Consider the following 26,191-nt stretch of genomic DNA (forward strand, 5'->3'; position numbering starts at 1 on the left):
CGGGTCGAACTTCGCAGGTTTAATCATTCAACAATTCTTCGGATGCAAAAAATTCCTAGATCATTTTTTTTTACTGACATGATTTGCCTGGCTTTGCTCCTGGCATTTCTATTTTCTTTGCCTGCAAAGCTTTTTAAGTCCCCTACTTCATTTGTAGTCGAAGCCAGCAACGGAAATTTACTTAGTGCAGCGATTGCTAGCGACGGGCAGTGGCGGTTTCCTGTTGCAGATTCCGTTCCGGTAAAATTTAAAGATTGCATTATAGCATTCGAGGATAAGCGTTTTTATCATCACTTTGGGATTGATTTTTTGGCTATGAGCAGAGCCATGAAACAGAATTTTAAAGCTAAAAGTGTGGTTAGTGGCGGCAGTACCTTAACCATGCAGGTTATTCGCCTATCCCGCAGGCAAGACCGAACAATTTTACAAAAACTGCTGGAGGTAATTATGGCCTTGAGGTTGGAATTTAGGTACTCCAAAGAAGAAATTATTGGCCTATACGCAGCGAACGCCCCTTTTGGCAGTAACGTTGTGGGCCTTGAAGCTGCGAGTTGGCGTTATTATGGTCGCGATGGGAAGACATTATCCTGGGGCGAGATGGCTACGCTTGCTGTGCTTCCAAACAGTCCCTCTCTGGTTCGTCCAGGTAAAAATTCGGCAAGATTAATTAAAAAAAGGAATGATTTATTGGACAAATTAGCAAGGCTTGGGTATATCGACCAGTCTACAGCTAACCTTTCAAAATTAGAACCTGTACCTGGCAAGCCACTCCCATTACCTCAAAATGCGCCGCATTTACTTAACCGCTTCAAAATTGAAAGGGCAAGTCTTGAGGTGAGTTCAACCAGAATTAAATCGACAATTAACGAAGAACTTCAGCTCAAAATTAATGCTATCCTTAAGCGATACAATAACAGATACAGGGCTAATGACATTAACAACATTTCTGCATTGGTTTTGAACGCAAAAACCGGACAAGTTGTTAGTTATGTTGGCAATATTTATCAGCCTGAAAATGCCGATTTGCAAAGCCATGTCGACATGATTAAAGCCCCGAGAAGCCCCGGCAGTACGCTTAAGCCGTTGCTGTATGCGAGTATGTTGAATGATGGCTTTATTTTGCCGAAAACATTAATTCCTGATATACCAACACAAATTGCAGGTTACTCGCCACAAAATTACGACCTGGGCTACGACGGGGCAATTTCTGCAGATAAAGCTTTGAGTCGCTCGCTAAATATTCCAGCTGTAAAAATGTTGCAGCAATACAAGTATGAACGATTTTATGACAAGTTAAAAAAGGTAGGCATCGGCACTTTGAACCAGCCAGCAGACCACTACGGCCTGTCGCTTATTTTAGGCGGAAGTGAAGTTACCATGTGGGATTTGGCCAATACGTATATGGGCATGGTGAGAACATTAAATCATTTCAATACCTATAAAGGCCTTTATAATCCGGATGATTACAGGCAGGCAACTTACTTTGTAAGCAAAGAAATTGATACTAAGAACTATGAGCGAACTTCCTTTTTGGATCATGGCGCTATTTGGGCAACCTTTAATGCGATGGAAGAAGTAATGCGGCCCGGCGATGAGGGTTTGTGGGAACAATTTTCGTCTTCGCAAAGGGTAGCCTGGAAAACGGGCACAAGTTTTGGCTTTCGTGATGCCTGGGCAGTTGGTTTAACGCCAAACTATGTGGTTTGTGTGTGGGTTGGCAACGCCGATGGTGAAGGAAGGCCCGGTTTGGTCGGAATTGAAGCCGCTGCCCCGGTTTTATTCGATATTTTTAAACAATTACCTAACGGAAAGTGGTTTGAAACACCGAAAACGAAACTTAAAAAGCTAAGAATTTGCAAGCAGAGCGGTTATAAAGCCGGTGAAAATTGTACCGATGTTGTGGAGGAAATGGTACCGGTTGCAGGTGAAAAAACGGCCATTTGCCCATTTCATAAGATGATACATTTAGACAAGGGTGGTACCCATCGCGTTACTGACGAATGTGAAAGCGTAAACAGCATGCAACATAAAAGCTGGTTCATTTTACCTCCGGAAATGGAATATTATTACAAAATTAAAAACAGCGATTACAGAAGCCTGCCACCTTTCAAATCTGGCTGTACGCTTGGCGGAGGAAACACCGCGATGGAATTGATTTACCCTAAAAACGGTGCGATAGTATATATTCCTTTAGAATTAGATGGAACCAGGGGTAAAATTGTGCTGAACGCGGCACACAGAAATCAAAATTCTAAAATCTATTGGCATGTCGATAATGAGTACATCGCTACAACAACCAATTATCATCAACTTGCAGTTAGTCCGGCGCCGGGCAAACACACGCTAACGCTGGTTGATGAAAACGGTGAGCGTTTAGTGCAGAATTTTACTGTAATGGATAAGGAGAAAAAATCCGGAAATTAATAGAAAAACCACCGATAACAGTCAATTAATTGGGCTCTTTAAGCGTTAAATTCCTGCAGCTATTAAACAAATACTTAACCGAGCTGACTAGAAATTGAAGGTTTTCGTTATTCGCAAGAGGTTAAATGTGGCAAATGGTTGGCTTTGGGTCTTCATTGCAATGTTCTGTATGAATAAACCTGATATAGTGGAAATACTTTTTTAAAAACCAGTAAGATTTTCAAAATCTTAGTGGTTTGAAAAAGATTGGAACGATAGCAGGACTGTCGCAACCGATTAACACAAAACATTGCTTTTCGAAAAAAGATAGCGTTTAAGGTTTTTACACCGCGGCTTAAATTTCTGTTTTTGTTATGATTAATTTTCGTTCTACGGTGCCGTAAACAATCAAAAATTGGGCAAGCATATAGCTTGCCATTATAAGCACACCGGCCTGCGGGATTGGCTGTGCGAACTTGTTTACGGCCAGGGCGCTATCGGATAAAAGAAAAAATAATGCGCCGTAAAGAATAAGTTTATAGCTAAATATATTCACCTTCCCATATCTGTTAACAGCCATAATGGCCATAAATGTAATGATGATGGCGTAGATTAAAACGGCGAACTGCATGGCGCCAAGAAAAGGCTGCAAGTAAAAAAATAAGCCAACACAAAAGATAATTAATGCGCCAACCGCCCATAAAAAGAAAGAATTTTTGAGATTTGGGTTCGATTTATGATCGAGGATAAATGCCCTGATATAATACACATGACAAAGTAAAAAGGCGATTAAACCGTAGGTAAAAAAGCCCGGTCGACTGCTTTGCAGCATCAAAAAAACATCGCCGGCGAGCGCAAAAATTAACCCGGTAAAGATGCGCTTATGAAAACGACCTTTTAGTTTAGTAGCTAAATAAAGCCAAACCAAAAGAACAACTGCAATTAAAGGCTTTGAGAAGTTACGAAGTGGAATATTGCCCGTAGATTCTGCATAAAGTTGAATGGCGAATATGAGGGGAAAAATAAAGAAGAATAGCTTAGTTTTCATCGAGATAAGGGTTTGCCTTTTGCAAATTGGAAAACCAAATTACGGATATTAACTGAATGCCTGCAAATATAACCTGGTATCCGACTGGAAATTTTAATGCCAAAACGAGTACAAAGCCGAGCGCCAACCTCCAATATTCGAATTTCCTTAACCATTGCTTTTGTTCCAGTAACGCCCCACATGCCGTTAGTGTACACAAAGTAAAAATGGCGCCGCATATTAATGGCAGGGATGCTAATCTGGTGTATGAAAACAAGATAACCGAGCCAGCCGTTAATGCGATAAGGAACTGGACTAGTACATAAGCTGTCATTTTCGGGTGGTATTCTGGATTATACTTTTGATAAGTTCTAGCGTCGATTTCGGGCGCATTCTGGAAGCCGCCTAAATCTGCTGGGAACCAGCCGGGTGGCTTGGTGAAAACTTTAATCTTATCGGCAAGGGTTGATGATTTGCGAGCAGTTTTTACCAACTCATCCCAATAATGAACGTTAGCCCAAACCGGATTCCAACTTGCCAATGGTTTGGTAATGCCATAGTATACTTCTTCTTCCTCCTGTTGAAAAGTGCCAAAAATTCTATCCCAGATAATTAAAGTACCCGCATGATTTTTGTCGATATATTTTGGATTGGAACCATGATGCACACGGTGATGAGCAGGTGTATTTAATATGTACTCAAGAAAACCCATCGATTTAACAGACCTTGTATGGATCCAAAACTGATAAAGTGTATTGAAAGCGCTCAGGGTTAAAAACATAACAGGGTCGAAACCGGCAAAGGCCAGAGGTAAATAAAACACCCAGCTAAACCATCCCTGAAACCAGCTTTGCCTAAGGGCTACCGTTAAATTATATTCTTCTGATTGATGATGAACAATGTGCGCCGCCCAAAGTGCGTTTACCTGATGGCTCATCCGGTGAAACCAGTAATAAAAAAAATCGACTGCGATGAAAAGCGTGATCCAAACCCAGATGGTTTTTGGCATTTCGAAAAGCCGCCAATGTTCGAAGATGTATTTGTAGCCGAAGAATAACGCCGTTTTCATGAAGATACCGGTGAGCTGTTGTCCTATCCCCTGACTTAGATTTGCAATGCTATCATTTAGCCTGTAATAATTTAGCTTGTAATAAAAATTGTAGGCCAGTTCCAAGCCAATAAGGATAAAAAAAACAGGTATAGATAGTGCAATGTAATCCACTTTCATTGGCAGGATAATCTTTGGTTAGCACACTAAATTTAGCAAATTTTTTAAAAACCCGCTCACTTCTAAGCGATTCGTTTTTCGTTAATTGATTTTACCCACTCCGTTTTACTACATTTTGTGCAAACGGTTTTTCTTGCCGGCTGTAATTTTTTTGTGTTACCACAGAAAGAGCATGAATATAAACCTTCTGTTTCGATTTCCTCAGAATGGGCATTAAAGGCATCTGGCAGTATCGGCAGCCCGTATTTTACTGCGTCATCTTCGTAAAAGAAAGCGCTTAGTTCGCCCGACGTTTCTATAATTGCCAATTTTACCTGGCCCAAATGTGAAACACTTTTTTGTCGCAGTTCTGCAAAAAATTCATCCTGTGCCAGGGTTTCCTTCTTAAAATTTTCGATGGAGAATTCGCCATCTTTGATTAATGATGTGGCGGTACCTTCAACAATTTTTTCAATTTTATGGTATTTGCCAACAAGGTAAGAGGTAAATTTATATGCGCTAACTACAACGGCAAAAACCACTAAGGCAGAACCTAAACCAACCTCTTTATAAAACATTGGGTCGCCGGCTGCAGAACCTAAACTGATAATAACCACCAACTCAAATACCGAAAGTTGCTTCACTCCCCTTTTTCCCAGCAAGCGTAAGCTAAATAGGATGATGAGGTACATGACTAAGGTACGAATCATAATTTCGGGAACAAAACCCCATTCTTCGTCACCAAATAATATCTTTTCGAAATCAGGCATAGCGCATATCTTTAATCGTTAAACTCGATAATTCCGAATTTGTTTAAATGATATCATAAATAGATGCACGCAAAACATTATCAGTCTGATTTTGTATTAGCATAGTTAATAATTTATAATAAAAGATTTGTTGCCGTGAAACGAGTACTGGTTGTAGATGATGATCCCGATATTTTAGAAGTTTTTCAGCTCGCATTGGAAGCTGAGAACTATAGTGTTTATCCATTACTTTCTCCAAGGTTTATTTTTAAAACGATTAAAGATTTTCACCCGGATTTAATTATTCTGGATATCATGTTAAACGGAATGGACGGCAGGGCAGTTTTCAAACAGCTTCGCTCAAATCCAGAAACCGAAGAGATACCGGTAATCATGGCGTCGGCAAGATACGATGAAAGCTATATTGCGTCACAAGAATTTCATCCTGATGATTATTTGGAAAAGCCGTTTAATATGGCTGCCATGCTTCAAAAAGTGAACAGATTAACTGAAAATTAATTCCATTATGAAAATAAAATTACTAATGCCGATTGCTGTGCTTTTTTTAGCCCTTTCGATGAACGTTAAAGCGCAAACTGGCAGACCAGATAAGCTGTATTCTATGAGCAGCATAGGTTTTGCTTTGCCAGTAGGTGAAACATCCGATTACTTGAAGCCAAAATTCTCTACCGCCCTTGGTTTAAATCTTGCTTTGGGTAATAAAGGGTTGTTTTTGTATCCAAAGGTTAGTTTGCACGCCTTTCAGTTTAATCAAATAACGCCAGATGCAGGTTTCAATTACACACTCCAAAAAGGACGTGCCACAACATACCTTTTAAACGTGGCATTGGGCTATCGTAAAATAGTAAAAAAATGGGCTTACTATGGGTTTGCAGGTGCCGGTGGCGGATTTATTTTAACACCACAAGCTGCTGTTAATGCGCAAACGCTACAAGTTACTATGGATAACAAAACAAATAGCACCGGAATTTTCGAAGCGGGTGGCGGTTTAGAATACAATATTGGTAGTGCAAATTTATTTGCCGAGGTAAGTTACATGTACGGTTTTGGCAAAATACAAAACAGAACTTTTAATACAGTTCCTATCTCAATAGGTATAAAACCTAATTTGAGCAAGTTGTTGAGTAAACTCTAAACAACAATACGAAATACCAAAGCGACAGCGTTAATACGTTGTCGCTTTTTTTATTTACAGCCATAAATAATGCGAAAATTTGTTTTAATTACTAATTATTTTAGTATAGATTTGTATCAAAACCAATTTGATGTTATACGCAGTTGTAGATATAGAAACCACAGGAGGCCATGCTTCAGCAAATGGCATAACTGAAGTTGCCATCAACATACATGATGGTAACGAAATTACTGAAAGCTACACTACATTAATAAATCCTGGAAGAGCCATTCCAGGATACATTACAGCTTTAACCGGGATTGATGAGGAAATGTTGGCCGATGCACCCGCTTTTGAAGATGTAGCCCTACAGATTTATCAGCTTTTACATGGAAAAGTGTTTGTTGCGCACAACGTTAACTTCGATTATTCTTTTTTAAAACATCATCTGGCTCTAGCCGGTTACGATCTGCAATGCAGAAAGCTTTGCACTGTTCGGATGAGTAGGAAAATCTTTCCCGGAAAGGTTTCTTACAGCCTTGGCAAACTCTGCAATGCACTACAAATTCCACTTCAAAATCGCCACCGTGCCGCTGGGGATGCTGATGCAACAAGCATTTTATTTAATTTACTTTTGGAGCATGATTTGGAAGGAACAATTCCGGAAATGCTGAAAAAAACTTCCAAAGAACAGGTTTTACCGCCGAATTTGGACAAAGCCGCCATTATGAGGTTACCGAACCAGCCGGGGGTTTATTATTTTAAAGACAGTAAGGGTAAAATAGTATACGTTGGTAAGGCAAAAGATCTTAAAAAACGCGTTACGAGTCATTTTACGGGAAATAAGCCAAACAGGCAACGTCAGGATTTTTTACGAACGATACACCACGTCGATTATGTGGTTTGTGGAACCGAACTGATGGCTCTCATTTTAGAAGCGAACGAAATTAAACGGCTTTGGCCCGAGAATAACCGTGCCATGAAACGATATGAGCACAAATATGATTTATATGTTTTTGAGGATCAGAATGGCTATTTACGGTTGGCAATAGATAAGCACAAAAAAAATAACAAGGCCTTGCAAAGCTTCAATAACCTGCTGGAGGGCTATAACTTTCTTAACCAGATTGTGGATAAATACCAGCTTTGCGCCAAATTGTGCTATTTACAAAAAACAGCGACAAGATGTACCGCACACGAAAATGGCCAGTGTTTTGGTGCCTGCAGTGGCATCGAAACAGTAGCCGTTTACAACAAACGACTAACGTCGGCGCTTGATGACATCCAAAATATGCAGCCAAGCTTTGCCCTGGTAGATGAAGGGCGGGAGCATGAAGAGTTAAGTTGCCTGGTTGTTGAGAAAGGAAGGTTTTATGGCATGGGCTACTTCAAAGATAAAAATTCCCTGACAGACGGGCTTGCATCTGTCAAGGAAAATTTATCAACTTATCAATCAAACAGCTATATCTTAAATCTAATCCTCAACCACGCTGAACAACATCCGCAGAAATTATATAAATTGTAGGATGATAACTGCAGCATGGATTGAAAGCGTTTGCCTGGATTTTGAGGGTGTTACAGAACATCCGCATTTTGATAAAAAGGCATTCAAATTTAAAAACGGGATTTTTGCTACCCTCGATTCCAAACGTGAAAAGTTGAGCATAAAACTTTCAGAAATCGATCAATCGGTTTTTTGTGATTTTCAGCCAGAAAAAATTTATCGTGCAAATGGCGCCTGGGGTAAACAAGGTTGGACAATTTTTGCATTCAACACTTTGAAATCGGCAATGCTGATTGATGCACTAACGTTAGGATACGTAATGATTTCACAAAATAAAAATAAATTGTCCTAAACAGCCCCGTAAGTTTTCTTGTAGAAGCACCCTAATTCGACATAAGGTTACCTATCTTTATTCAAACAAAAATAAAACATTATGACAAAATCAATCTGGATAAACCTGCCGGTAAATGATGTAAGCAAATCAAAAGAGTTTTTTACTCAAATTGGTTTTACACCCAATACTCAGTATGGAGCTAATAATGATTCCGCTTCGTTTCTGGTTGGTGATGGTAAGCTGGTAATTATGCTTTTTAAAAAAGCATTGTATGAATCTTTCGCCGGCGGCGCCGTTCCAAATCCTGTATCCGGCACTGAAGTTTTATTCTCTATCGATGCAGAAAGTGCCGACGAGGTAGATGATTTAGCTAAAAAAGTTGTAGAGGCCGGCGGCAAGCTTTACGGAGAACCTGGCTACAAAGATGGCTGGATGTATGGTTGCGGTTTTATCGACCTCGATGGCCAACGCTGGAGCATCCTGTATATGGATATGAGTAAAATGCCATTAGGCTAATAATTGTTGCACAAGAACTTGCGCTATGAAAAATGATGTTTTAACTGTTGAGCGAACTTATGACGTACCCGCCGATAAAATCTGGCTGGCTTTAACCGACAATAATGAATTAAAGAAATGGTTTTTTGTGTTTAAGGATTTTAAACCAAAACCAGGCTTCAAGTTCGACTTTATGGGCGGGCCTGATGAAGGTCCGCATTTTTTGCATTTATGCGAAATATCGCAACTGATTGAAGGAAAAAAATTAGCGTACACATGGCGCTATGATGGCTACCCGGGTAACTCAGAAGTTTGCTGGGAATTATTTGAAAAAGATGGGCAAACCCGCGTCGTTATCTCTCACTCCGGGCTTGAAAGTTTTGCCGAAAATGGAAAAGACTTTAGTAAAGAAAGTTTTAAAGGCGGATGGAGTTACTTTCTGAATGATGCATTAAGAAGATACCTGGAAGAATAGTTTGTTTAACAAAAAGATGCCCAGGCCTTATGCGCTGGGCATTTTATTAAACGCTTTACTTCTTATAAGAATCAGGAATTAAATTGTTGCTTAAGAAGTGCCGCGACCGTTTTGTCTGTTTTAAAAGTAATCTCATCAATCGATAAATCACTGATTTTAACCCATCGAAAAGCCTGAAGTATTTCACCTTCCCCATCAAAATCAAATATTTTATCTTTAAACGGTAAAGCTAACGGCGCTTTCTCGCTCACCAGATAATACACACTTATAACCTGGCTATCATTGAACGATGATTTTTCGAAGAAATCTGTTGTGTAAAAATGCGAGATAACATCAATTTCCGCATTACATTCTTCCATAAATTCTCGTTTCAAACCGTCAATCAGGCCTTCGCCAAATTCTAATCCTCCACCCGGAAACTTACTAAAACGAAAGCCATATTCCTGTTCATCGCTTACCAGCACTTCACCGCGATGGTTAATCAGTAAGCCGTAAACCCGCACATTAAAGTAACTCATTCTCGAAATGCTTTTTATTTTTGATTACAATTTCTGGTGTCCAAACAATTTCTTTTTTGAAAGCTTCTGCCCTAACCGGACATTCGCTCATGTGGCAGTAATGACAGCAGGCAGGCAAACATGGGTCTGCATGAATAAAAAGTTCCGCTTTTCTAACGCCGTTTTTATTGATAAGTTCATCAATCTGCGAAATTTCGCGATGAACTTCGTTAAGATCGAAATAATATGGCAAGGTAACATGGCAATCGATATGAAACTCGGGTCCGTACTGCTGAGTGCGTAGATTGTGTACATCAATCCAGGGATTATGCCTGTTTTTTTGTAGCACATCAACAACCTCCTCCACCAATGTAAAGTCACTTTCGTCCATTAAACCCCCAACCGAGCCTCTGGTTAATTGGTAACCTGAGTAAACAATGTAAAAGCCAACTAAGATAGAGAGCAAACTATCAAACCAAATAATATTCGTTAACTGAATTAAGATCAAACCAATTACTATCGCAACACTGGTATAAGTATCGGTTAGCAGGTGCTTTCCATCTGCCTGTAAGGTAATAGAATGTTCTTTTTTTCCGGTGTTAATCAGGTATAAACCAACCACCATATTAATCAATCCGGTTACACCAATAATTAAAGTACCCTCTAACAACTGGCCAACCGCATGCGGGTAAATCAAGTTGTACGACGATTTGAAGATAATAATGACCCCGGCAAGCAAGATCAAAATTCCTTCAACAAAGGCCGAGAAAAATTCCACTTTACCATGGCCGTAAGGATGATTTTCATCTCTCGGCTGGGTACTTAAGTAAATGCTGTAAAAAGCAAAACTGCCCGCAATTACATTAACGATACTTTCGGCAGCATCAGTTAAAATAGCGTTCGATGCCGTAATAAAATATGCCAAAAATTTCGCCAGCATTAAAACAATGCTCACAATCAGGGAAATTAAAATTGCTCGTTTCTTTACCGTCACCAGGATTTTTTTTCAAAAATACGGTAATGAAATAAATTAATCAGAAAAACTGCGTCTTTTTTAGTGCAGAATAATATTTGGTTTATATATTTGCGCTCAAAGCAATTAACCATGAGCATTTTATCTAAAAGAATCAATAATTTATCCGAATCGGCAACGCTTAAAATGACCAAACTGGGTCGCGAATTAGCCTCAAAAGGCATTAACATTATTAGTTTAAGTGTTGGAGAGCCAGATTTTAATACGCCAGACCACGTAAAAAATGCAGCAAAAAAAGCTCTGGACGATAATTTTACCCGTTATTCACCAGTACCCGGGTATCCGGACCTGCGCCAGGCAATTGTTAATAAACTTAAAACGGAGAATAATTTAGATTATGATATTTCACAGATCGTAGTTTCTACGGGTGCAAAACAATCGCTTTCAAATGTAATTTTAACATTAATTGATCCGGAAGATGAAGTGATAATCCCTACTCCATATTGGGTTTCGTACTCGGAAATGGTTGTTCTAGCCGAAGGTAAATCAGTCTTTATTGATACCGATATCGATAGCAATTTTAAAATAACACCCGAACAACTGGAAGCGGCGATTACGCCTAAATCAAAGCTTTTTATGTTTTCGTCGCCATGCAACCCTACGGGTTCGGTATACAGCAAAGCTGAATTGGCTGCTTTAGTGAAGGTTTTTGAAAAACATCCAAACATTTATATCCTGTCTGACGAAATATATGAACACATTAATTTTGTAGATAACCACGAATCAATTGCGCAATTCGAAAGCATAAAAGACCGCGTAATTATTGTTAATGGCTTTTCTAAAGCGTTTGCCATGACTGGATGGAGATTGGGTTACATTGCAGCTAATAAAGAAATCGCTGCAGCAAATGATAAGCTTCAGGGCCAAACCACATCAGGAACCTGCTCTATAGCTCAACGTGCGGGTATTGTTGCTTATGAGCAGGGTTTAGAAAGCGTTTTAAAAATGAAAGAAGCATTTTTACGACGCAGAGAACTTGTTTATAACTTATTAAACGAAATTCCGGGCGTAAAGACAAATCTTCCTGATGGAGCCTTTTATTTTTTCCCTGAAATCAGTTCCTTTTTCGGTAAAAAGGATGCGGATGGAAATGTGATTAAAGATTCTTCAGATTTAGCACTTTACTTGCTTAATGTTGGCCATGTGGCTACTGTTGGCGGCGATTCATTTGGTAATAACAATTACATCCGTCTCTCTTATGCCGCATCTGACGAGAGTTTAATCGAAGCTTTAAGAAGAATAAAAGAGGCATTGGGTAAATTGAGTTAGAACGTTAAATTATAGACAAAAAATCCCTTGCTGATTTAGATTAGCAAGGGATTTTTTTTGCTACGATGTCTGTTAAAATTCCTCAGTTTGCCCATCGAATGAAATACTCTTAAGTTTCTGGTTATTATTCGGAAGCTTTTCGCTTAACCTCTAGGATTGATAGCAACTTTAATATCAAAATAACAAATTAAGATATTATCTTTACTGCCTTATCAGTCATCTCCTACATTTCTATTTTTCATGACAAAAGATGTTATCTCAAAGACGAACAGGTCTGGTTCGTTAGATTTACTTCGAATCATCGCTGTAATCGCAATATTCTTAGGTCATTATGCAGATTCTTTTAACTATGTCTTCAGGATAGTACCTGAAAATCTGAAATATAGTCCGGTAGTTCGTTATTCTACAGTTGCATTAACTATTTTCTTCATGGTAAGTAGTTACGTAATAACGATGACATCCCTTAAAAGAAACATCCAAGATTTCGTAATTATAAGATTAGCAAGGATTTACCCGCTATTTTGGGTTAGTTGTATCGTTGCGTTTCTGCTACCAAGATTTTACGGCGAACACTCGTATCTGCCTACACTTCCCTTCAAAACCCTTTTGATGAATATGACGATGATGCCAACAGTATTTGGTTTTCAGGCGCTTAGCCCGGTATTCCATACATTGGTTGTAGAACTTTGCTTTTACCTTTTTGTGCTTTTTATATTAATTTTTAAAGGTTGGAATAAAATTTTACTCATAATTACGGTTCTCCTTAGTTTATTCGCAATCGGACAGTTCTTCCCTGCAACCAGGAATGCCTATTTCATGTTTACACCGTTTATTGCCGGGATGTTATTCTATTTTATTAATGCAAAAAAGTTTACGCCCTGGAAAGTTTACACACTTGCCTTAGTTAATTTTTGTTTTGCGTTAAAAGGTTCTATGCTTTTAACTGAAGATATTGACAGATATTATAAAATACCCCACTCTGCTAATTATTTTTTAATGGGCGGCATAATCACCCTACTCTACTTAACGTTTCTTTTAATTTCTTTAAAGAAAATCAATATCCCCGGTTACCCATTCCTTAAAAAGCTTGGTGAAATTGCCTACCCGTTTTTCCTTTTCCACATATTCTTCCTTGGCGTGTACTGGCATTTTAGAAATACCATTCAGGCAGACATCCTACTTTGGGGTTTAATGATCTTTATCGGGCTAATCTGTTGGGGCTTAAACGTCTTCGTAGAAAAACCACTTTCTAAAATCGTAAGCTTAATTCTGGTATTCATTTTCAACGTTTTCAGAAAAAGAGATATCTCAGTAAAAAGTGAAAGTTTAACTCACCAATTTTAGTTGTCTCAAAAAATTCAGTTCTATACTCGTGTTAAATTGCAATAAAATTCCCTGATAATTTATGATTAAATCGTTTACCAGCAAAGTTCAAAAATTCAGCAGTAGCCTAAGTATTTTCAGGCTCTTAAAGCTGATCTGGGAAGGCTCAAAACAGTGGTCTATCATTTCAATATCTTTTATCGCAATAGAAAGTGGTTTATTTTTTTCTTCGTTATACTTTCTTAAAGTGCTTATCGATACCATTTCAGCGCATGGAATTAATGATATTAAAAATGAACCCGAGGTAATTAAATACATTATCCTTTCAACTTTATCGGCTATTCTTTTTACTTCTGTGAAAGCGATTTCGAATTACATAACAGAAAAACAATCGGGAAAAGTAGCTGAACATATTGATGAGAAGATTCATAATTGCGCAATTGAACTCGACCTCTCGTTCTACGAGAGTCCAGGCTATTTCGATATTTTAAAGCGAGCTAGGGATATGGCTACCGATCGGCCAAACGTCATTGTTTTTACCATGGTAGATATTGCAAAAAACATGATCAGTTTAATTTTAATTGCTTCGATGCTTGTATCGATAGACTGGAGGCTGTTTCCAATACTTGCGCTATTCGTAGTGCCGACTTTATGGGTTAGAATCAACTTTGCAGACAGCCAAAACATTTTACGGCTATCGCAGACTGCACTGGAACGAAAATCGAATTACTTAAGCACGCTGTTAACTTCAGATGTGCACGCAAAAGAGGTAAGAAGTTTCGGTCTCGGCAATCATTTAAAGAAATTGTATGTCGATATCAGACTCTTATTATTGTCAGGAAGGTTGAAAATAAGTAAGCAAAAAACTTACCAGGAGTTAATAACATCAACCATCGCCACAATGGGCTTTTTTGCTTGTGTGGCATACATCGCTATCGGAAGCATTCACGGCATCACCAGTGTTGGCGATATTTCGCTTTTCCTTATTGCGTTTCCGCAAGCATTCAATATTATGCAAAATCTGTCATCCGGCATTTCCACACTATATCATAACAACATTTTTGTAAAGAGTATTTTCGAACTCTTTGATTTAAAGAGTAGCCTGAAAGAAAATGAGAACCCGCTAGTGATACCCGCCGATAATGAAGTTGATTTAGAACTAAAAGGCGTGAGTTTTATTTATCCCCATGCAGAAAAAAATACATTAACGGATATAAACTTAAAAATGCCTGCGGGTAAAATAGTTGCTGTTGTAGGAAGTAACGGGGCTGGAAAATCTACTTTAATTAAATTACTTTGCAGGCTGTATGACCCAACGTCAGGTTCAGTTAACTTGAATTATACAGATATTAAGTCGTTTAAAATTGCAGACTATCAAAAGCAAATCTGTGCTGTTTTTCAGGATTTCGGAAAGTACAATGTGACTGTTGCCGAGAATATCCGTTTTGGCGACATCTATAATGAGATCAGATTTGAAGACATTGTTGAGGCAGCGAAGAATTCAGGAGCAGATAAGTTTATTGATAACTTTCCCAATAAATATGAGACCACAATGGGTAGAATATTTGAAGACGGACATGAAGTTAGTATCGGACAATGGCAAAAATTAGCCATTGCCAGGGCTTTTTATAGCAACTCGCGATTCATCGTGCTTGACGAAGCAACAAGTGCACTTGATGCAACAGCAGAAAAAGAATTATTTGACTCATTCAGAGAACGGATAGGTAACAGGGCGGCGCTAATCATAAGCCACAGGCAATCTGCTGTTAAACATGCAGATTATATTTATATGCTTGTAAATGGAACAATATCTGAATCCGGCACTCACGAGGAACTCGTATCATTAAAAGGTGATTACTATCACCTATTCAATGATAACTTAGCAACAGATTAAAATGCAAAAAATTATTATCGTTAGTACTTGTGCGGAAGATTGGGGCGGTAGCGAAGAGTTATGGGGACGCAGTGTACCATTACTACAAAATGCAGGTTTTGAAATTTCTGTAGTTAAGTATCAGATAAACAGACAGCATCCGGCATTTATTAAACTAGCTGCTAAAGGGGTTATGTTATTTGATATTTTTCCAAGAAAGTCTGCTCCTGAACGCATTCTAAATTTTGCAGGAAACTTTATTGAAAAAGTTGCAGTAGGTCTAAAGCTGAAACCCTGGAAATTTGAAGAAGATTTTAGCGGCTTCGTAAATATCATAAAAAAAGAGTCGCCTGCGCTGGTAATAATTTCACAAGGAATTAATTTTGATGGTTTGAAACTTGCCTATCAATGCAATTTGTTGAACGTGCCTTATGTGACTATAGCACAGAAAGCGGTAGATTTTTATTGGCCTCAAACCCAAGACAGAAAAATAATGCTGGGGGCATTGGAACATTCTAGAATGAACTACTATGTTTCTAAACACAATTTGCGTCTTACCGAAGAACAGTTTGGAAAAAAATTAATAAATGCCAAGGTAATCTTCAATCCCGTTAAACTTTCAGGTAATATTGTTCCCTATCCAAAAGAGATAAAAACATATAGGCTTGCTTGCTTGGGGAGATTATTTGTTTTAGATAAAGGACAGGATCTGTTAATCAGAATTTTATCTCAGGAAAAATGGCGCAATCGTCCGGTTCAAGTATCGTTTATAGGTTCCGGAGTAGATAAGAATGCGTTGGTTGACATGAAGAACTTACTGAAAGTAGAAAATATTGATTTTGTGGGGCAGATTGATAATGTGGAAAAAATGTGGCATTCTTACCATGCACTTATCTTGCCATCAAGAAGTGAAGGATTGCCGCTTTCTATGGTGGAGGCAATGTCAGCAGGGCGACTTGTAATTATCTCTAATGTAGGTGGAAATACGGAAATTACCACTGAAGGCGTGAACGCTTTCTCAGGTTTCCCAAATGAAATTTCTTTTGAAGAAGCAATGGAAAGAGCATGGCAGCAAAGAGAACAATGGGAACAGATGGGAAGAAATGGCGCTGAGACAGTTTCTAAACTAATCCCGAAATCGCCCGAAGGTGATTTCTCAGATATGATTATAAAACTTATTAAATCAGTTTAATTAAACAATATGCTCTCTAGAGACATAGATGAATCAATTCAAAAGGGGATTTCTTATCTTCATCAGAATCAATTTCCTAATGGTGAATTTTGTTGCTACATCGGACATGAAGACACCATGTTGGAAACAGTTCCTGATGCAAACGTTTTCCCAACATCTTTAATTGCATATTCAATACTCGATTTGGGTGATTTTTCAAAAGTGAATGATATTTTACAGCTTTCTGCATCATTTTTACAAGCACAATCAATGAGAGGTGGGATATGGAACAACTTTACAAAAGCTCATCCTTACTTTAAGGTATGCCCTCCAGATGTCGACAATACCTCGTGCGCTTCGATATTACTGAACGCTGTTAACAGAGAGTTTCAAAGCAATGAAGCTATGCTGTTGTTGAACAGGAACAGAAATAATTTATTTTATAGCTGGTATACTTTTAGACCAACTCTGAAATGGAATAAAGATTACTGGCTGCTCATGTTGAGGGAGTTTAAATACCCAGTTCAATCTTTACTATTCTGGGCTAATGTAGAGGCCAAAAAGTATGACATTGATGCTGTGGTGAATGCAAATGTCCTTTTTTATCTGGGATTAACAAAAGATACGTCAGGAATTATTAACTACCTGCTCGACATAATTTTAACCCAAAAAGAAGCTGACTGTGATAAGTGGTATCGGAATCCGTTCACGATATATTATTTTTTTTCGAGAATCTTGTACTCAGGAGTGGCAGAGTTAGAACCGATAAGGAAGCCTATCACCCAGCGAATAATTGATACCATTAAACAAGATGGTTCTTTTGGGGAAAGTATACTAGACACAGCTCTGGCAGTAATTTCGCTTATCAAACTAAATTATCAAATCACAAATTTAGAAAAAGCCATTAACTTTATCGTTAACACCCAAGGTGAATATGGGGAATGGCCTCGCTGGGCAGTTTATTACGGGGGGCCGAAGAAATTACAATGTTATGGCTCCGAAGAATTAACTACTGGTTTCTGCCTCGAAGCATTAGCGCTATATAAATCCAGATACAGCAAATGAAAGGTTTAAGCATCATCCGTTCGCAGGAATGGTGGTCTCATAAACTGCCTCCGCTCCTGGCTATAGCATATGCTACCGTTTTAATGTCGCCGGTGCCGCTGTTTCGTGTTGCACACTGGGCATTATTTCTTTTATGTGCTTTAGTTGTTGGTGCAATATACGTTAGCGTAATCAATGATATAACCGACCTGGAGGAAGATATTGCCAGTGGAAAAGCCAACAGAATCCAACAAGTGGCAGAAAAATATAGGTGGTTTATCCCCGCGATATGTGTATTGGCCGGTTTCATTTTCGGTTACTTCCTATATCCCGACCTACTTTCCTGCGCCCTTTATTTATCATCGTGGATAGTGTTTAGCCTTTACTCGATAAAACCCATCCGGTTAAAAAACCGGGGGATATTTGGTGTTTTTGCCGATGGTTGCGGTTCGCATTTATTTCCCAGTTTATTAATGGTTGCAAGCATGAGTTATATAACCAACCAGGAGATTAACTGGATATGGTTTGCAGCGGTTGGTGTGTGGGCATTAACATATGGCCTAAGGGGAATTTTATGGCACCAGTTCGCTGACAGACTTAACGACATCAAAGTAAATCTGAATACGTACGCAAGTAAAACAACGCCGGCGGCGTTTAAAAATAAAGGCCGGTTACTGATAATTGTAGAACTTGCCGCATTCAGCGTGATGCTGTATAACATAAACCTGACGTTACCGTTTGTTGGCCTGGGCATTTATCTCCTATTGGTTTTTTTAAGATACAAAATCAACAAAACCCAGGTTATAATTATCCTAAAAACCAACGACCAACCATTTCAGATTTTAATGGCCGATTACTATCAAATGTTTTTCCCTGTATCACTGTTGGTCGCAGCTTTTATTTCCGATTACTATAACATGATAATTTTAGCTTCCCATTTGTTTTTGTTCCCTCATATTTTGTGGCTGGCTATTTACGATTATTTTTATTTTTCTAAAGTGTTTATACACAAGGTTAAGCATTCATTTTCGAAATAATTATGCCGTCATTCGGCTAATTAACCTAAAAGCAAATAATTTGAAGTTTCTTTACTAACTTTGTAACAAGATTTGCTCGATAGACAATATATCTATAACGGTGAATTTAGCGCTAAAAATCTACCCCTTTTTAGAAAAATTTAATGGCTGACCGCGAATTAGTAACGATAATTATACCAACGTATAACCGGGAAAAAAGGCTCCCTGATGCAATTGAAAGTGCGATTGGCCAAACATACAAGAATATTCAAATTATAGTAATTGATGATGGCTCTATAGATCGGACTTCCCAAATCGTTAAAAAATACCCACAGGTAGAATATCATTATAAAAAAAACGGCGGTCAGGCATCGGCCAGAAATGCCGGTTTAGCACATGCTAAAGGAACCATCGTAGCTTCCCTAGATTCTGATGATGTTTGGCACCCCGATTTCTTGGAGGAATGTGTAGGCAAACTAGAAGAAGAAAATCTCGATTTCGTATTTGCAAACTGGGAACAGGAAAGCAGAATCGGTGATCCATGGAATTTTCTTTCGAACGATCCGTTTTTAAAAACCTATTTCGGGAAAGAGAAAGATAATTGGGTTGTGTTAGATTATTCGGAAGTAAGGGATTTGTACATTAAATCTTGCCCCTCGCCTTCCTCGTCTGTTGTAATTCGACGTTCATCCATATTAAAGGGTTGGGATGAAGACATGAATATTGGCGACGACTGGTGCATGTATTTAGAACTTATTTTATCAAGACCATGCAGAGCTGCGTTTACCTTGCAACAGCTTTGGCACAAACGTATCGACGAAATAAATGTTTACGACGGCAGAAAATGGAGTGAAGTGTTGGAATTCTTGTACATAGCAGATGCCAAAGCAAAAATTATCAAATTTAATCACTTGTTAACTCCAAAAGAAAGAAAAATTTTAGAAGAACGTTATATGGGCGGCTTAGTAGAGTTTGCAAAACATAACTTAATCAGGGAACTGAATTTTAAGTATTCATTTAACCTTTTAGTGAAATCGTTTGCTATTAACATCCCTTTCACCTTAAAAGAAATCCCAAGAGTGCTGCTAAAAGGCTTAAACCGAAAGGTTAGCGCCATCCCTCAACAGCGGATTTAATTTAAGCGCTAAGTGCTTTAATCTACTAACTTCTAATTGCTTCTACTGGGTCTAATCTTGAGGCAGAATAAGCAGGCCAAAAACCTGAAATCGTTCCGATAATAACGGATATTCCTATGCCCAGAATAATGTTATTTAATCCGAGAATGATATGAAAATCTGTCGCAGCCCCTATTCCAAGCGCCAGCAGATAAACGAGCAGTAAGCCAAGTAAGCCGCCTAGAATACAAAGTGAAATGGCTTCGAAAATAAACTGAAGCAATATAAAATACCGTTTTGCACCAAGCGACTTTTGGATTCCAATAATATTTGTACGTTCTTTTACCGATACAAACATGATGTTTGCGATGCTGAAACCGCCTACCAAAATTGAGAATCCGCCAATAACCCAACCTGCCAAATTCACTACGTCGAACATTTTATTTAGCTGATTAGACAAGATTGTTGTTTTATTCAACGCAAAATCATCTTCCTGGTTAGGCTTTAAACGATGGATAGAACGCATCAAACCACGAAGTTCACTTTCCACTTCTTCGAGAGAAACATTATCTGAACCCCTCACGGTAATTTGTGGATTATAACGCTCATTTTGAACATCAAGAATACTTTTAGCAAAGTTAATCGGAACGTTTACACTTTTATCGAGGGAAGTACCAAGCATATCTTCACCTTCCTTTACGAAAACGCCAATTACCGTAACACGTCTGCCCAAAACCTGAACCTGTTTACCTACCGGATCTTCACTCCCGAATAAACCTTCAGCAATCTCAGCACCAATCAAACAAACAGGCGTACCATTATTGCTTTCATTATCTGTAAAATATCTTCCGGATTGCAATTCAAAATTCCAGGTTTTGTTAAAATCCTGCGAAGCTGCAGACACCGAGATTCCCTCAACTGAGCCGCTTCTATACTTTATTGTTCTGTTACTTGTAGAAATCTCGAAAGTAATCCCATCAGAATTACTCATTCTTTCTTTTAAATTCTCAAAATCACGTATTGATGGTTCGGGGCGGTTTGCATACTTCCACCAGGGATAATTATCACCAAAACTCCATGGCCATTTCTGAATATAAATTGTGTTAGAACCTAACTTATCCACACTAGCCTGCAACTTACCGCGAAAGGTATCTACGCCAGAGAAAACAAAAATAATTACAAAAATACCAATGGTTATTGCCAAAAGCGATAACATTGTACGCAATTTGTTCTGGCGCAATGCATCAAATGCAAAACGAAAACTCTCACCTATAAGTCTGAAGATTATCATAATTGTTGTTTAGACACCACACAGTTAAAAAGGTTACAACCGTTTTTCAAAACTAATCATTTTAAATTTGCAGGCTCGCTGCAAGATAACAAATTCCGCTTAAAACATAATATACCGTAAATGCGTTTGATAAATACGAAAAAGAAGAATTAAATTCGTATTTTTGCACCTCAAAAAATTCATCAAGAATGAAATTATCACAATTCAAATTTAACTTACCCGAATCATTAGTTGCCAATAATCCTTCGGAGGAACGCGACGAAGCACGTTTAATGGTTTTACATAAAGACAGCGGTAAAATTGAACATAAAATCTTTAAAGACGTTTTAGCTTACTTCGACGATAAAGATGTAATGATCTTAAATAACACAAAAGTTTTTCCTGCCAGGTTATACGGCAATAAAGAAAAAACCGGTGCTACAATTGAGGTTTTTTTGCTTCGCGAGCTAAACAAGGAACTGCGTTTGTGGGATGTTTTGGTAGATCCTGCCCGTAAAATCAGAGTAGGTAATAAATTATATTTTGGCGATGATGACTTATTGGTTGCTGAGGTTGTAGACAATACGACTTCGCGAGGTCGTACAATTCGGTTCTTATTTGAAGGAACTGATGAAGAATTCAGAAAAAATGTTGAAATTTTAGGTGAAACACCGCTTCCAAAATACATTAAACGTAAAGCTACGGCCGAAGATAAAGAGCGTTATCAAACCATCTTCGCCAAGCATGAAGGTGCTGTTGCTGCGCCAACTGCAGGTTTACATTTTAGTCGCGAGTTGATGAAGAGATTAGAGCTGAAAGGGATAGAATTCGCTGAGGTAACCTTGCACGTGGGTTTAGGAACTTTTAGAACTGTTGAGGTTGAAGATTTGACTAAACACAAAATGGACTCTGAGCAATTTATCATCGAACAAAAAGATGCTAACATTGTAAATAAAGCTTTAGAAGAAAAAAGGAAAATATGTGCGGTTGGTACAACATCAATGCGTGCCATCGAATCAGCAGTTTCTGCTAACAGAACCCTTAAAGCAGCGAACGACTGGACAAGTAAATTTATTTTTCCGCCCTACGATTTTAGCATTGCAAATTCGATGATCACAAATTTCCACACGCCAGAATCGACTCTGTTAATGATGGTGAGTGCATTTGGTGGCTATGAAAATGTAATGAACGCCTATGAAGTTGCCGTAAAAGAAAAATATAAATTTTACAGCTATGGTGATGCCATGCTGATTATATAATATTAAATTTGAGTTATAAGCACCTGGTATTAAAACTTTGCAATGCCAGGTGCTTTTAATTTGATACTCAAAATGAAATACTACGCTGTAATTGTTGCAGGCGGTTCAGGCAATCGAATGCAAACTGAAACCCCGAAACAATTCCTCTTGCTTAAAAACCGCCCGGTTTTAATGCATACCATAAGGGCTTTCGCACAAAGCAGCACTCAACCAAAAATTATTGTTGTTTTACACCCCGACCAGCATGCGTACTGGAACAGGCTTTGCGTAGAATTTAATTTTAACATACCGCACTTGGTTGTGGCAGGTGGAAAAGAACGTTTTTTTTCAGTGAAAAATGCTGTGGAACAAATTGAAGAGGAAAGTTTTGTGGCTATACATGATGCAGTTCGTCCATTAATTTCTACCGAATTAATTGATAAGTGTTATAGCGAGGCAGAACTTAAAGGCAACGCAGTAGCGGCTGTTCAATCTAGCGACAGCGTGAGAACGCTTGTGGGCGAGAAAACACTGGCTTTAAAACGTAATGAGATTTACCTGGTTCAAACACCGCAGACTTTTAAACTGGCCACGCTAAAGCGGGCTTACCAACAACCATTCGACAGCCATTTTACCGATGATGCCAGTGTTGTTGAGTTTACTGGTGAAGAAATTAAAATAATAGAAGGCGAGCGGAATAATATAAAAATAACGTATCCAATTGATTTGGAACTTGCCGAACTTTTGCTAAAAGTATAACACTAAAAAGGAGTTTCAAATTGAAACTCCTTTTTTATAATAACTTGTTTATAAAGCTTAGCTTATAAACGAATGCACTTAGGTCTGTTTTACGCTGCCCTACCAATAACTTTAAGTAGAATTGCAATTACTGCAATTACAAGTAAAACGTGAATGATTCCACCAACGTCACCGAAGCCGTGAAATACAAATCCTATAACCCAAAGTATTACTAATACTACCGCTACTAAATACAATAAATTTCCCATTGTGTTAATTTTTTAAGTAAATGTTTATCTATTAACACAAGTTGTATATTTTTGTTTAAAAATTGTCAGTTTATTTTACAAGTTCCTTATTTACAGGAAATTAAACATTTTACAAACAACAAGTAATTCGAAAAAAAACTCCCGGTTTTAAAATCGGGAGTTAATATTTTTAATATTCATCTTCATTAAAGAAGAAATCTTCTTTAGTTGGATAATCAGGCCAAATTTCCTCTATTGTTTCATAAGGCTCGCCATCGTCTTCAAGTGCCTGTAAATTTTCAATTACTTCTACAGGTGCACCAGAACGGATGCCGTAATCAATTAACTCATCTTTTGTTGCAGGCCATGGTGCGTCTTCCAGGTGGGAAGCTAATTCTAGTGTCCAATACATATCTTCAATTCTATTAAATTCTTATACTTAATAATGCGCAAAGTATATTAAAATTTTTGAGCAAAACAAACTTATTTTTCCACCATTATACGCGAGGTATCCAAATGTTTTCTTCTGTTCCAAAATCTAAATTTAGTTTTCTGGCTAAAACGAATAAATAATCACTCAGCCTGTTTAAGTAAACGGTTACGCGTTCGTCTACAAAGCTATTTTCGGCAAGCTCTACCGTTAAACGTTCTGCCCTTCTACAAACGCATCTGGCTAAATGGCAATAGGCTACTACGCTATTTCCGCCTGGCAAAACAAAGTGTTTTAAAGGAGGCAAGGCTTCGTTCATCGCATCAATTTCGGTTTCCAGCAAGGTAACATCAGAATCGTGCAAATCCGGAATTTTCATTTTCGATTTCTCAGGGTCAGCAGCTAGTGATGCCCCGATTGTGAAAAGTCTGTCCTGAATTTCTTTGAGTAACTTTTGATGGTGAGTTTCAATTTCCTGACAACCAACCAAACCGATGTACGAATTCAATTCATCAACCGTGCCGTATGTTTCGATGCGCAAATGAAACTTTGGTACCCTCGTACCTCCTATCAGCGATGTTTGTCCTTTATCGCCAGTTTTGGTATAGATTTTCATTAAAGAGATTTGGAATATTGGGTTAGCAAAGGTTGAAAACTTCTAATCACAAAGTTGATTATCATTAACTAATTTTTTCCCAGTCGCTTCCACTTTCCTTTAGCGCCTGCAAACGTGGAGAAACGTTTTTAATGTCTGTATTTATGTAGTCGTTTTCAATTAAACCATCCCGCATACGTACAATTCGATGGGCGTGTTGTGCAATATCTTCCTCGTGGGTTACTAAAATAATTGTATTGCCCTTACTATGGATTTCTTCAAGCAAACCCATGATCTCGATTGAGGTTTTGGTATCTAAATTCCCTGTCGGCTCATCTGCGAGGATGATTGAAGGATCATTTATCAGGGCTCTTGCAACAGCAACACGCTGGCGCTGACCACCAGACAATTCGTTAGGTTTGTGATCCATACGATTTCCCAAACCCACGTTTTCCAATGCTTTAGCCGCTCTGGCATCTCTATCTTTTTTGCTGTTTCCGGCATAGATCAATGGTAATGCCACATTATCCAACGATGTTGAACGTGGTAAAAGGTTGAAAGTTTGAAACACAAAGCCAATTTCCTGATTTCGGACTTCGGCCAACGCATCATCCGTCATATGGCTTACATCGGTTCCATTTAGTATATAAGTTCCGCTTGAAGGTGTATCTAAACAGCCTAAAATATTCATTAAAGTAGATTTGCCAGAACCTGATGGCCCCATCAACGCTACGAATTCGCCCTTATTTATATCTAAACTAACAGATTTTAAAGCATGAATTACTTCTGAACCGATAACATATTTGCGACCAATTTCCTTAATTGTAATGAGTGGTTGAGGCATAGTTTTTATTTTTTAGACAATGGCAATGCTATAGATGTTACAAGCGAATTGATTTTTAAGCTATGCAACAGTAATAATCTGGTTGTATAATTTTACTTCTCAATAATTTTCGGAACCATAAAAAACCTTTCATTATGCTTAGCAGCATTTTTTAAACCATCAGTGGTCGAAATCTCCTGCTTAATTTCATCTTCCCGCCACACATTCGTGGTATCGTTCATGTAAACCAATGGCTCAACATTTGTGGTATCAAGCTCATTCAGCTTTTCCATAAAAGATAAAATCTTATTCATTTCGGGAATCAGCTGCTCAACATCTTCTTCTTCGATATGTATTCTGGCCAGGTCGGCAATCTTATAAATTGTTTTCGAATCTAAATTCATTTTACTCCAGCTTACTGTTAATCATTTCAAAAACCCGCTCTTTCAACATTTCGGTATCGGAATCTGCTAAATCCGAAGTATTAATTGGTTTATGGATGTAAATATCGCAAATTCCGGGCTTACTTCCATATTTGGCACCATCATCCCAGTTAATTTTCCAAACATTGGTAATACTTACCGGCACCAAAGGTATATTTTTATCAATGGCAAGCCTGAACGGACCATTTTTAAACTCGCCCAATTTCGGCGGGTAATGGTCGTCAATTTTTCCCTCTGGAAAAATGATGAGACTCATGCCCTTTTCTAAGTTTTCGCCAGCTTTCTTAAAGGCTCTGAATGCGGATATCTTACTGTCGCGATTTACTGAAATATCTATTGTTTTAAAAAAAATGCCTAATACCGGGTTATTCAGCAGTTCATCTTTTCCCATAAAATGAAACTTACCTTTCGCCAAAATGCAAAACACCATTATATCGAGGTTCGAGGTATGATTGGCACAATAGATATACGTCTGGTTTTTGCTGAGTTTCTCTTCAAACTTAAACGAGAAAAAAACACCAGCAAATAAACTGCAAAGGAAGCTGTTGGCTTTTCTTAAAGAATTTAAAACACCATAATATCTTGGGCTTCGCGATGTTAAATAATAAAGCGGATAAAACAACGAGAAGAAAAACAGTATCCAAAACAGATACCAAACCCGGTGAACTTTCCTTAAAAATTTGGTCATAGCCATCAAAAATATAAAAATTACGTTGCTTTCCTATTAATCCAAATC

28 protein-coding genes are annotated in these 26,191 nt (G+C 38.2%); 16 read left to right on the top strand and 12 right to left on the bottom strand.

All coding sequences use genetic code 11. From position 1 onward, the window contains the following. Window positions 1-42: 42 nt before the first annotated feature. Window positions 43-2,424, top strand: coding sequence for a penicillin-binding protein 1C (gene pbpC, locus AC0IWT_RS05275; protein ID WP_471796305.1), 2,382 nt, complete (start codon window positions 43-45; stop codon window positions 2,422-2,424). Between the two features lie 334 nt (window positions 2,425-2,758). On the opposite strand, the gene AC0IWT_RS05280 is transcribed toward pbpC, so the two are convergent. From AC0IWT_RS05280 to AC0IWT_RS05290, 3 genes are all read right to left on the bottom strand, one after another. Beyond that, complete coding sequence (locus AC0IWT_RS05280; protein ID WP_471796306.1) at window positions 2,759-3,451, bottom strand: lysoplasmalogenase; 693 nt, start codon at window positions 3,449-3,451, stop codon at window positions 2,759-2,761. After that, window positions 3,441-4,658 carry a sterol desaturase family protein gene (locus AC0IWT_RS05285; protein ID WP_471796307.1) on the bottom strand — a complete coding sequence of 406 codons (1,218 nt, stop codon included), beginning with the start codon at window positions 4,656-4,658 and terminating at the stop codon, window positions 3,441-3,443. Before AC0IWT_RS05285 ends, AC0IWT_RS05280 begins: the two co-directional genes overlap by 11 nt. Window positions 4,659-4,720: 62 nt before the next feature. Further along, the gene (locus AC0IWT_RS05290) at window positions 4,721-5,407 is read right to left on the bottom strand and encodes a DUF421 domain-containing protein (RefSeq protein ID WP_056872419.1); all 687 of its coding nucleotides are present in this window, start codon (window positions 5,405-5,407) and stop codon (window positions 4,721-4,723) included. Between the two features lie 135 nt (window positions 5,408-5,542). Between AC0IWT_RS05290 and AC0IWT_RS05295 the strand changes: the two genes are divergently transcribed. The 6 genes from AC0IWT_RS05295 (at window position 5,543) to AC0IWT_RS05320 (ending at window position 9,329) form a co-directional block, all read left to right on the top strand. Next, window positions 5,543-5,905, top strand: coding sequence for a response regulator (locus AC0IWT_RS05295; protein WP_056872420.1), 363 nt, complete (start codon window positions 5,543-5,545; stop codon window positions 5,903-5,905). Between the two features lie 7 nt (window positions 5,906-5,912). Then, on the top strand, window positions 5,913-6,542 hold the full coding sequence (locus AC0IWT_RS05300) for a hypothetical protein (RefSeq protein WP_471796308.1): 630 nt from the start codon (window positions 5,913-5,915) through the stop codon (window positions 6,540-6,542). Between the two features lie 130 nt (window positions 6,543-6,672). Beyond that, window positions 6,673-8,046, top strand: coding sequence for an exonuclease domain-containing protein (locus AC0IWT_RS05305; RefSeq protein ID WP_471796309.1), 1,374 nt, complete (start codon window positions 6,673-6,675; stop codon window positions 8,044-8,046). A 1-nt stretch (window position 8,047) separates the two neighbouring features. Continuing rightward, window positions 8,048-8,377 carry an MmcQ/YjbR family DNA-binding protein gene (locus tag AC0IWT_RS05310; protein ID WP_471796310.1) on the top strand — a complete coding sequence of 110 codons (330 nt, stop codon included), beginning with the start codon at window positions 8,048-8,050 and terminating at the stop codon, window positions 8,375-8,377. 81 nt (window positions 8,378-8,458) lie between these two features. Next, window positions 8,459-8,875 (top strand): VOC family protein, encoded by a 417-nt coding sequence (locus AC0IWT_RS05315; RefSeq protein WP_056872424.1) that lies wholly within the window; start codon window positions 8,459-8,461, stop codon window positions 8,873-8,875. Between the two features lie 25 nt (window positions 8,876-8,900). Next, the gene (locus AC0IWT_RS05320) at window positions 8,901-9,329 is read left to right on the top strand and encodes an SRPBCC family protein (protein ID WP_471796311.1); all 429 of its coding nucleotides are present in this window, start codon (window positions 8,901-8,903) and stop codon (window positions 9,327-9,329) included. A gap of 71 nt (window positions 9,330-9,400) precedes the next feature. Here AC0IWT_RS05320 and AC0IWT_RS05325 read toward each other — a convergent pair whose 3' ends face one another. Both AC0IWT_RS05325 and AC0IWT_RS05330 read right to left on the bottom strand, forming a co-directional pair. Continuing rightward, window positions 9,401-9,847, bottom strand: a complete 447-nt coding sequence (locus AC0IWT_RS05325) for an NUDIX domain-containing protein (RefSeq protein WP_471796312.1) — start codon at window positions 9,845-9,847, stop codon at window positions 9,401-9,403. After that, the gene (locus AC0IWT_RS05330) at window positions 9,834-10,820 is read right to left on the bottom strand and encodes a cation diffusion facilitator family transporter (protein ID WP_471796313.1); all 987 of its coding nucleotides are present in this window, start codon (window positions 10,818-10,820) and stop codon (window positions 9,834-9,836) included. The genes AC0IWT_RS05325 and AC0IWT_RS05330 overlap by 14 nt, the downstream gene beginning before the upstream one ends. Window positions 10,821-10,931: 111 nt before the next feature. Between AC0IWT_RS05330 and AC0IWT_RS05335 the strand changes: the two genes are divergently transcribed. From AC0IWT_RS05335 to AC0IWT_RS05365, 7 genes are all read left to right on the top strand, one after another. Next, complete coding sequence (locus AC0IWT_RS05335; RefSeq protein WP_471796314.1) at window positions 10,932-12,128, top strand: pyridoxal phosphate-dependent aminotransferase; 1,197 nt, start codon at window positions 10,932-10,934, stop codon at window positions 12,126-12,128. Between the two features lie 240 nt (window positions 12,129-12,368). Further along, a complete protein-coding gene (locus tag AC0IWT_RS05340) occupies window positions 12,369-13,472 on the top strand; it encodes an acyltransferase family protein (protein WP_471796315.1) in 1,104 nt (367 codons plus the stop codon). Between the two features lie 61 nt (window positions 13,473-13,533). Beyond that, the gene (locus AC0IWT_RS05345; RefSeq protein ID WP_056872428.1) at window positions 13,534-15,345 is read left to right on the top strand and encodes an ABC transporter ATP-binding protein; all 1,812 of its coding nucleotides are present in this window, start codon (window positions 13,534-13,536) and stop codon (window positions 15,343-15,345) included. A gap of 1 nt (window position 15,346) precedes the next feature. Further along, complete coding sequence (locus tag AC0IWT_RS05350; protein WP_471796316.1) at window positions 15,347-16,516, top strand: glycosyltransferase; 1,170 nt, start codon at window positions 15,347-15,349, stop codon at window positions 16,514-16,516. Between the two features lie 9 nt (window positions 16,517-16,525). Next, window positions 16,526-17,560 (top strand): prenyltransferase/squalene oxidase repeat-containing protein, encoded by a 1,035-nt coding sequence (locus tag AC0IWT_RS05355; RefSeq protein WP_157274989.1) that lies wholly within the window; start codon window positions 16,526-16,528, stop codon window positions 17,558-17,560. Further along, a complete protein-coding gene (locus AC0IWT_RS05360; RefSeq protein ID WP_471796317.1) occupies window positions 17,557-18,576 on the top strand; it encodes a UbiA family prenyltransferase in 1,020 nt (339 codons plus the stop codon). The genes AC0IWT_RS05355 and AC0IWT_RS05360 overlap by 4 nt, the downstream gene beginning before the upstream one ends. 143 nt (window positions 18,577-18,719) lie before the next feature. Then, on the top strand, window positions 18,720-19,691 hold the full coding sequence (locus tag AC0IWT_RS05365; protein ID WP_471796318.1) for a glycosyltransferase family 2 protein: 972 nt from the start codon (window positions 18,720-18,722) through the stop codon (window positions 19,689-19,691). A 25-nt stretch (window positions 19,692-19,716) separates the two neighbouring features. On the opposite strand, the gene AC0IWT_RS05370 is transcribed toward AC0IWT_RS05365, so the two are convergent. Continuing rightward, window positions 19,717-20,961 carry an ABC transporter permease gene (locus tag AC0IWT_RS05370; protein WP_471796319.1) on the bottom strand — a complete coding sequence of 415 codons (1,245 nt, stop codon included), beginning with the start codon at window positions 20,959-20,961 and terminating at the stop codon, window positions 19,717-19,719. A gap of 188 nt (window positions 20,962-21,149) precedes the next feature. On the opposite strand from AC0IWT_RS05370, the gene queA reads away from it, so the two are divergent. After that, on the top strand, window positions 21,150-22,199 hold the full coding sequence (gene queA, locus AC0IWT_RS05375; RefSeq protein ID WP_471796320.1) for a tRNA preQ1(34) S-adenosylmethionine ribosyltransferase-isomerase QueA: 1,050 nt from the start codon (window positions 21,150-21,152) through the stop codon (window positions 22,197-22,199). A gap of 72 nt (window positions 22,200-22,271) precedes the next feature. After that, window positions 22,272-22,937: a 2-C-methyl-D-erythritol 4-phosphate cytidylyltransferase gene (locus AC0IWT_RS05380; RefSeq protein ID WP_471796321.1), complete on the top strand. Its 666-nt coding sequence runs from the start codon at window positions 22,272-22,274 to the stop codon at window positions 22,935-22,937. Between the two features lie 89 nt (window positions 22,938-23,026). Here AC0IWT_RS05380 and AC0IWT_RS05385 read toward each other — a convergent pair whose 3' ends face one another. The 6 genes from AC0IWT_RS05385 to AC0IWT_RS05410 all read right to left on the bottom strand — a co-directional run bounded on the left by AC0IWT_RS05385 (window position 23,027) and on the right by AC0IWT_RS05410 (window position 26,143). After that, window positions 23,027-23,185, bottom strand: coding sequence for a lmo0937 family membrane protein (locus tag AC0IWT_RS05385; RefSeq protein ID WP_109924584.1), 159 nt, complete (start codon window positions 23,183-23,185; stop codon window positions 23,027-23,029). A 169-nt stretch (window positions 23,186-23,354) separates the two neighbouring features. Then, window positions 23,355-23,576 carry a DUF2795 domain-containing protein gene (locus AC0IWT_RS05390; RefSeq protein ID WP_010603503.1) on the bottom strand — a complete coding sequence of 74 codons (222 nt, stop codon included), beginning with the start codon at window positions 23,574-23,576 and terminating at the stop codon, window positions 23,355-23,357. 85 nt (window positions 23,577-23,661) lie between these two features. Beyond that, window positions 23,662-24,210 (bottom strand): cob(I)yrinic acid a,c-diamide adenosyltransferase, encoded by a 549-nt coding sequence (locus AC0IWT_RS05395; RefSeq protein WP_471796322.1) that lies wholly within the window; start codon window positions 24,208-24,210, stop codon window positions 23,662-23,664. Window positions 24,211-24,274: 64 nt separating this feature from the next. Next, the gene (locus AC0IWT_RS05400; RefSeq protein WP_471796323.1) at window positions 24,275-25,033 is read right to left on the bottom strand and encodes an ABC transporter ATP-binding protein; all 759 of its coding nucleotides are present in this window, start codon (window positions 25,031-25,033) and stop codon (window positions 24,275-24,277) included. 92 nt (window positions 25,034-25,125) lie between these two features. Then, window positions 25,126-25,416 (bottom strand): Asp-tRNA(Asn)/Glu-tRNA(Gln) amidotransferase subunit GatC, encoded by a 291-nt coding sequence (gatC, locus tag AC0IWT_RS05405; RefSeq protein ID WP_471796324.1) that lies wholly within the window; start codon window positions 25,414-25,416, stop codon window positions 25,126-25,128. A gap of 1 nt (window position 25,417) precedes the next feature. Further along, window positions 25,418-26,143, bottom strand: coding sequence for a lysophospholipid acyltransferase family protein (locus AC0IWT_RS05410; RefSeq protein ID WP_471796325.1), 726 nt, complete (start codon window positions 26,141-26,143; stop codon window positions 25,418-25,420). Window positions 26,144-26,191 lie beyond the last annotated feature (48 nt).

Source organism: Pedobacter sp. AC464 (assembly GCF_979253075.1).

Coding starts and splice junctions, on each gene's coding strand:
- pbpC (WP_471796305.1), top strand. CDS start 43: ATGCAAAAAATTCCTAGATCATTTTTTTTTACTGACATGATTTGCCTG.
- AC0IWT_RS05280 (WP_471796306.1), bottom strand. CDS start 3,451: ATGAAAACTAAGCTATTCTTCTTTATTTTTCCCCTCATATTCGCCATT.
- AC0IWT_RS05285 (WP_471796307.1), bottom strand. CDS start 4,658: ATGAAAGTGGATTACATTGCACTATCTATACCTGTTTTTTTTATCCTT.
- AC0IWT_RS05290 (WP_056872419.1), bottom strand. CDS start 5,407: ATGCCTGATTTCGAAAAGATATTATTTGGTGACGAAGAATGGGGTTTT.
- AC0IWT_RS05300 (WP_471796308.1), top strand. CDS start 5,913: ATGAAAATAAAATTACTAATGCCGATTGCTGTGCTTTTTTTAGCCCTT.
- AC0IWT_RS05305 (WP_471796309.1), top strand. CDS start 6,673: ATGTTATACGCAGTTGTAGATATAGAAACCACAGGAGGCCATGCTTCA.
- AC0IWT_RS05310 (WP_471796310.1), top strand. CDS start 8,048: ATGATAACTGCAGCATGGATTGAAAGCGTTTGCCTGGATTTTGAGGGT.
- AC0IWT_RS05315 (WP_056872424.1), top strand. CDS start 8,459: ATGACAAAATCAATCTGGATAAACCTGCCGGTAAATGATGTAAGCAAA.
- AC0IWT_RS05320 (WP_471796311.1), top strand. CDS start 8,901: ATGAAAAATGATGTTTTAACTGTTGAGCGAACTTATGACGTACCCGCC.
- AC0IWT_RS05325 (WP_471796312.1), bottom strand. CDS start 9,847: ATGAGTTACTTTAATGTGCGGGTTTACGGCTTACTGATTAACCATCGC.
- AC0IWT_RS05335 (WP_471796314.1), top strand. CDS start 10,932: ATGAGCATTTTATCTAAAAGAATCAATAATTTATCCGAATCGGCAACG.
- AC0IWT_RS05340 (WP_471796315.1), top strand. CDS start 12,369: ATGACAAAAGATGTTATCTCAAAGACGAACAGGTCTGGTTCGTTAGAT.
- AC0IWT_RS05345 (WP_056872428.1), top strand. CDS start 13,534: ATGATTAAATCGTTTACCAGCAAAGTTCAAAAATTCAGCAGTAGCCTA.
- AC0IWT_RS05350 (WP_471796316.1), top strand. CDS start 15,347: ATGCAAAAAATTATTATCGTTAGTACTTGTGCGGAAGATTGGGGCGGT.
- AC0IWT_RS05355 (WP_157274989.1), top strand. CDS start 16,526: ATGCTCTCTAGAGACATAGATGAATCAATTCAAAAGGGGATTTCTTAT.
- AC0IWT_RS05360 (WP_471796317.1), top strand. CDS start 17,557: ATGAAAGGTTTAAGCATCATCCGTTCGCAGGAATGGTGGTCTCATAAA.
- AC0IWT_RS05365 (WP_471796318.1), top strand. CDS start 18,720: ATGGCTGACCGCGAATTAGTAACGATAATTATACCAACGTATAACCGG.
- AC0IWT_RS05370 (WP_471796319.1), bottom strand. CDS start 20,961: ATGATAATCTTCAGACTTATAGGTGAGAGTTTTCGTTTTGCATTTGAT.
- queA (WP_471796320.1), top strand. CDS start 21,150: ATGAAATTATCACAATTCAAATTTAACTTACCCGAATCATTAGTTGCC.
- AC0IWT_RS05380 (WP_471796321.1), top strand. CDS start 22,272: ATGAAATACTACGCTGTAATTGTTGCAGGCGGTTCAGGCAATCGAATG.
- AC0IWT_RS05385 (WP_109924584.1), bottom strand. CDS start 23,185: ATGGGAAATTTATTGTATTTAGTAGCGGTAGTATTAGTAATACTTTGG.
- AC0IWT_RS05390 (WP_010603503.1), bottom strand. CDS start 23,576: ATGTATTGGACACTAGAATTAGCTTCCCACCTGGAAGACGCACCATGG.
- AC0IWT_RS05395 (WP_471796322.1), bottom strand. CDS start 24,210: ATGAAAATCTATACCAAAACTGGCGATAAAGGACAAACATCGCTGATA.
- AC0IWT_RS05400 (WP_471796323.1), bottom strand. CDS start 25,033: ATGCCTCAACCACTCATTACAATTAAGGAAATTGGTCGCAAATATGTT.
- gatC (WP_471796324.1), bottom strand. CDS start 25,416: ATGAATTTAGATTCGAAAACAATTTATAAGATTGCCGACCTGGCCAGA.
- AC0IWT_RS05410 (WP_471796325.1), bottom strand. CDS start 26,143: ATGACCAAATTTTTAAGGAAAGTTCACCGGGTTTGGTATCTGTTTTGG.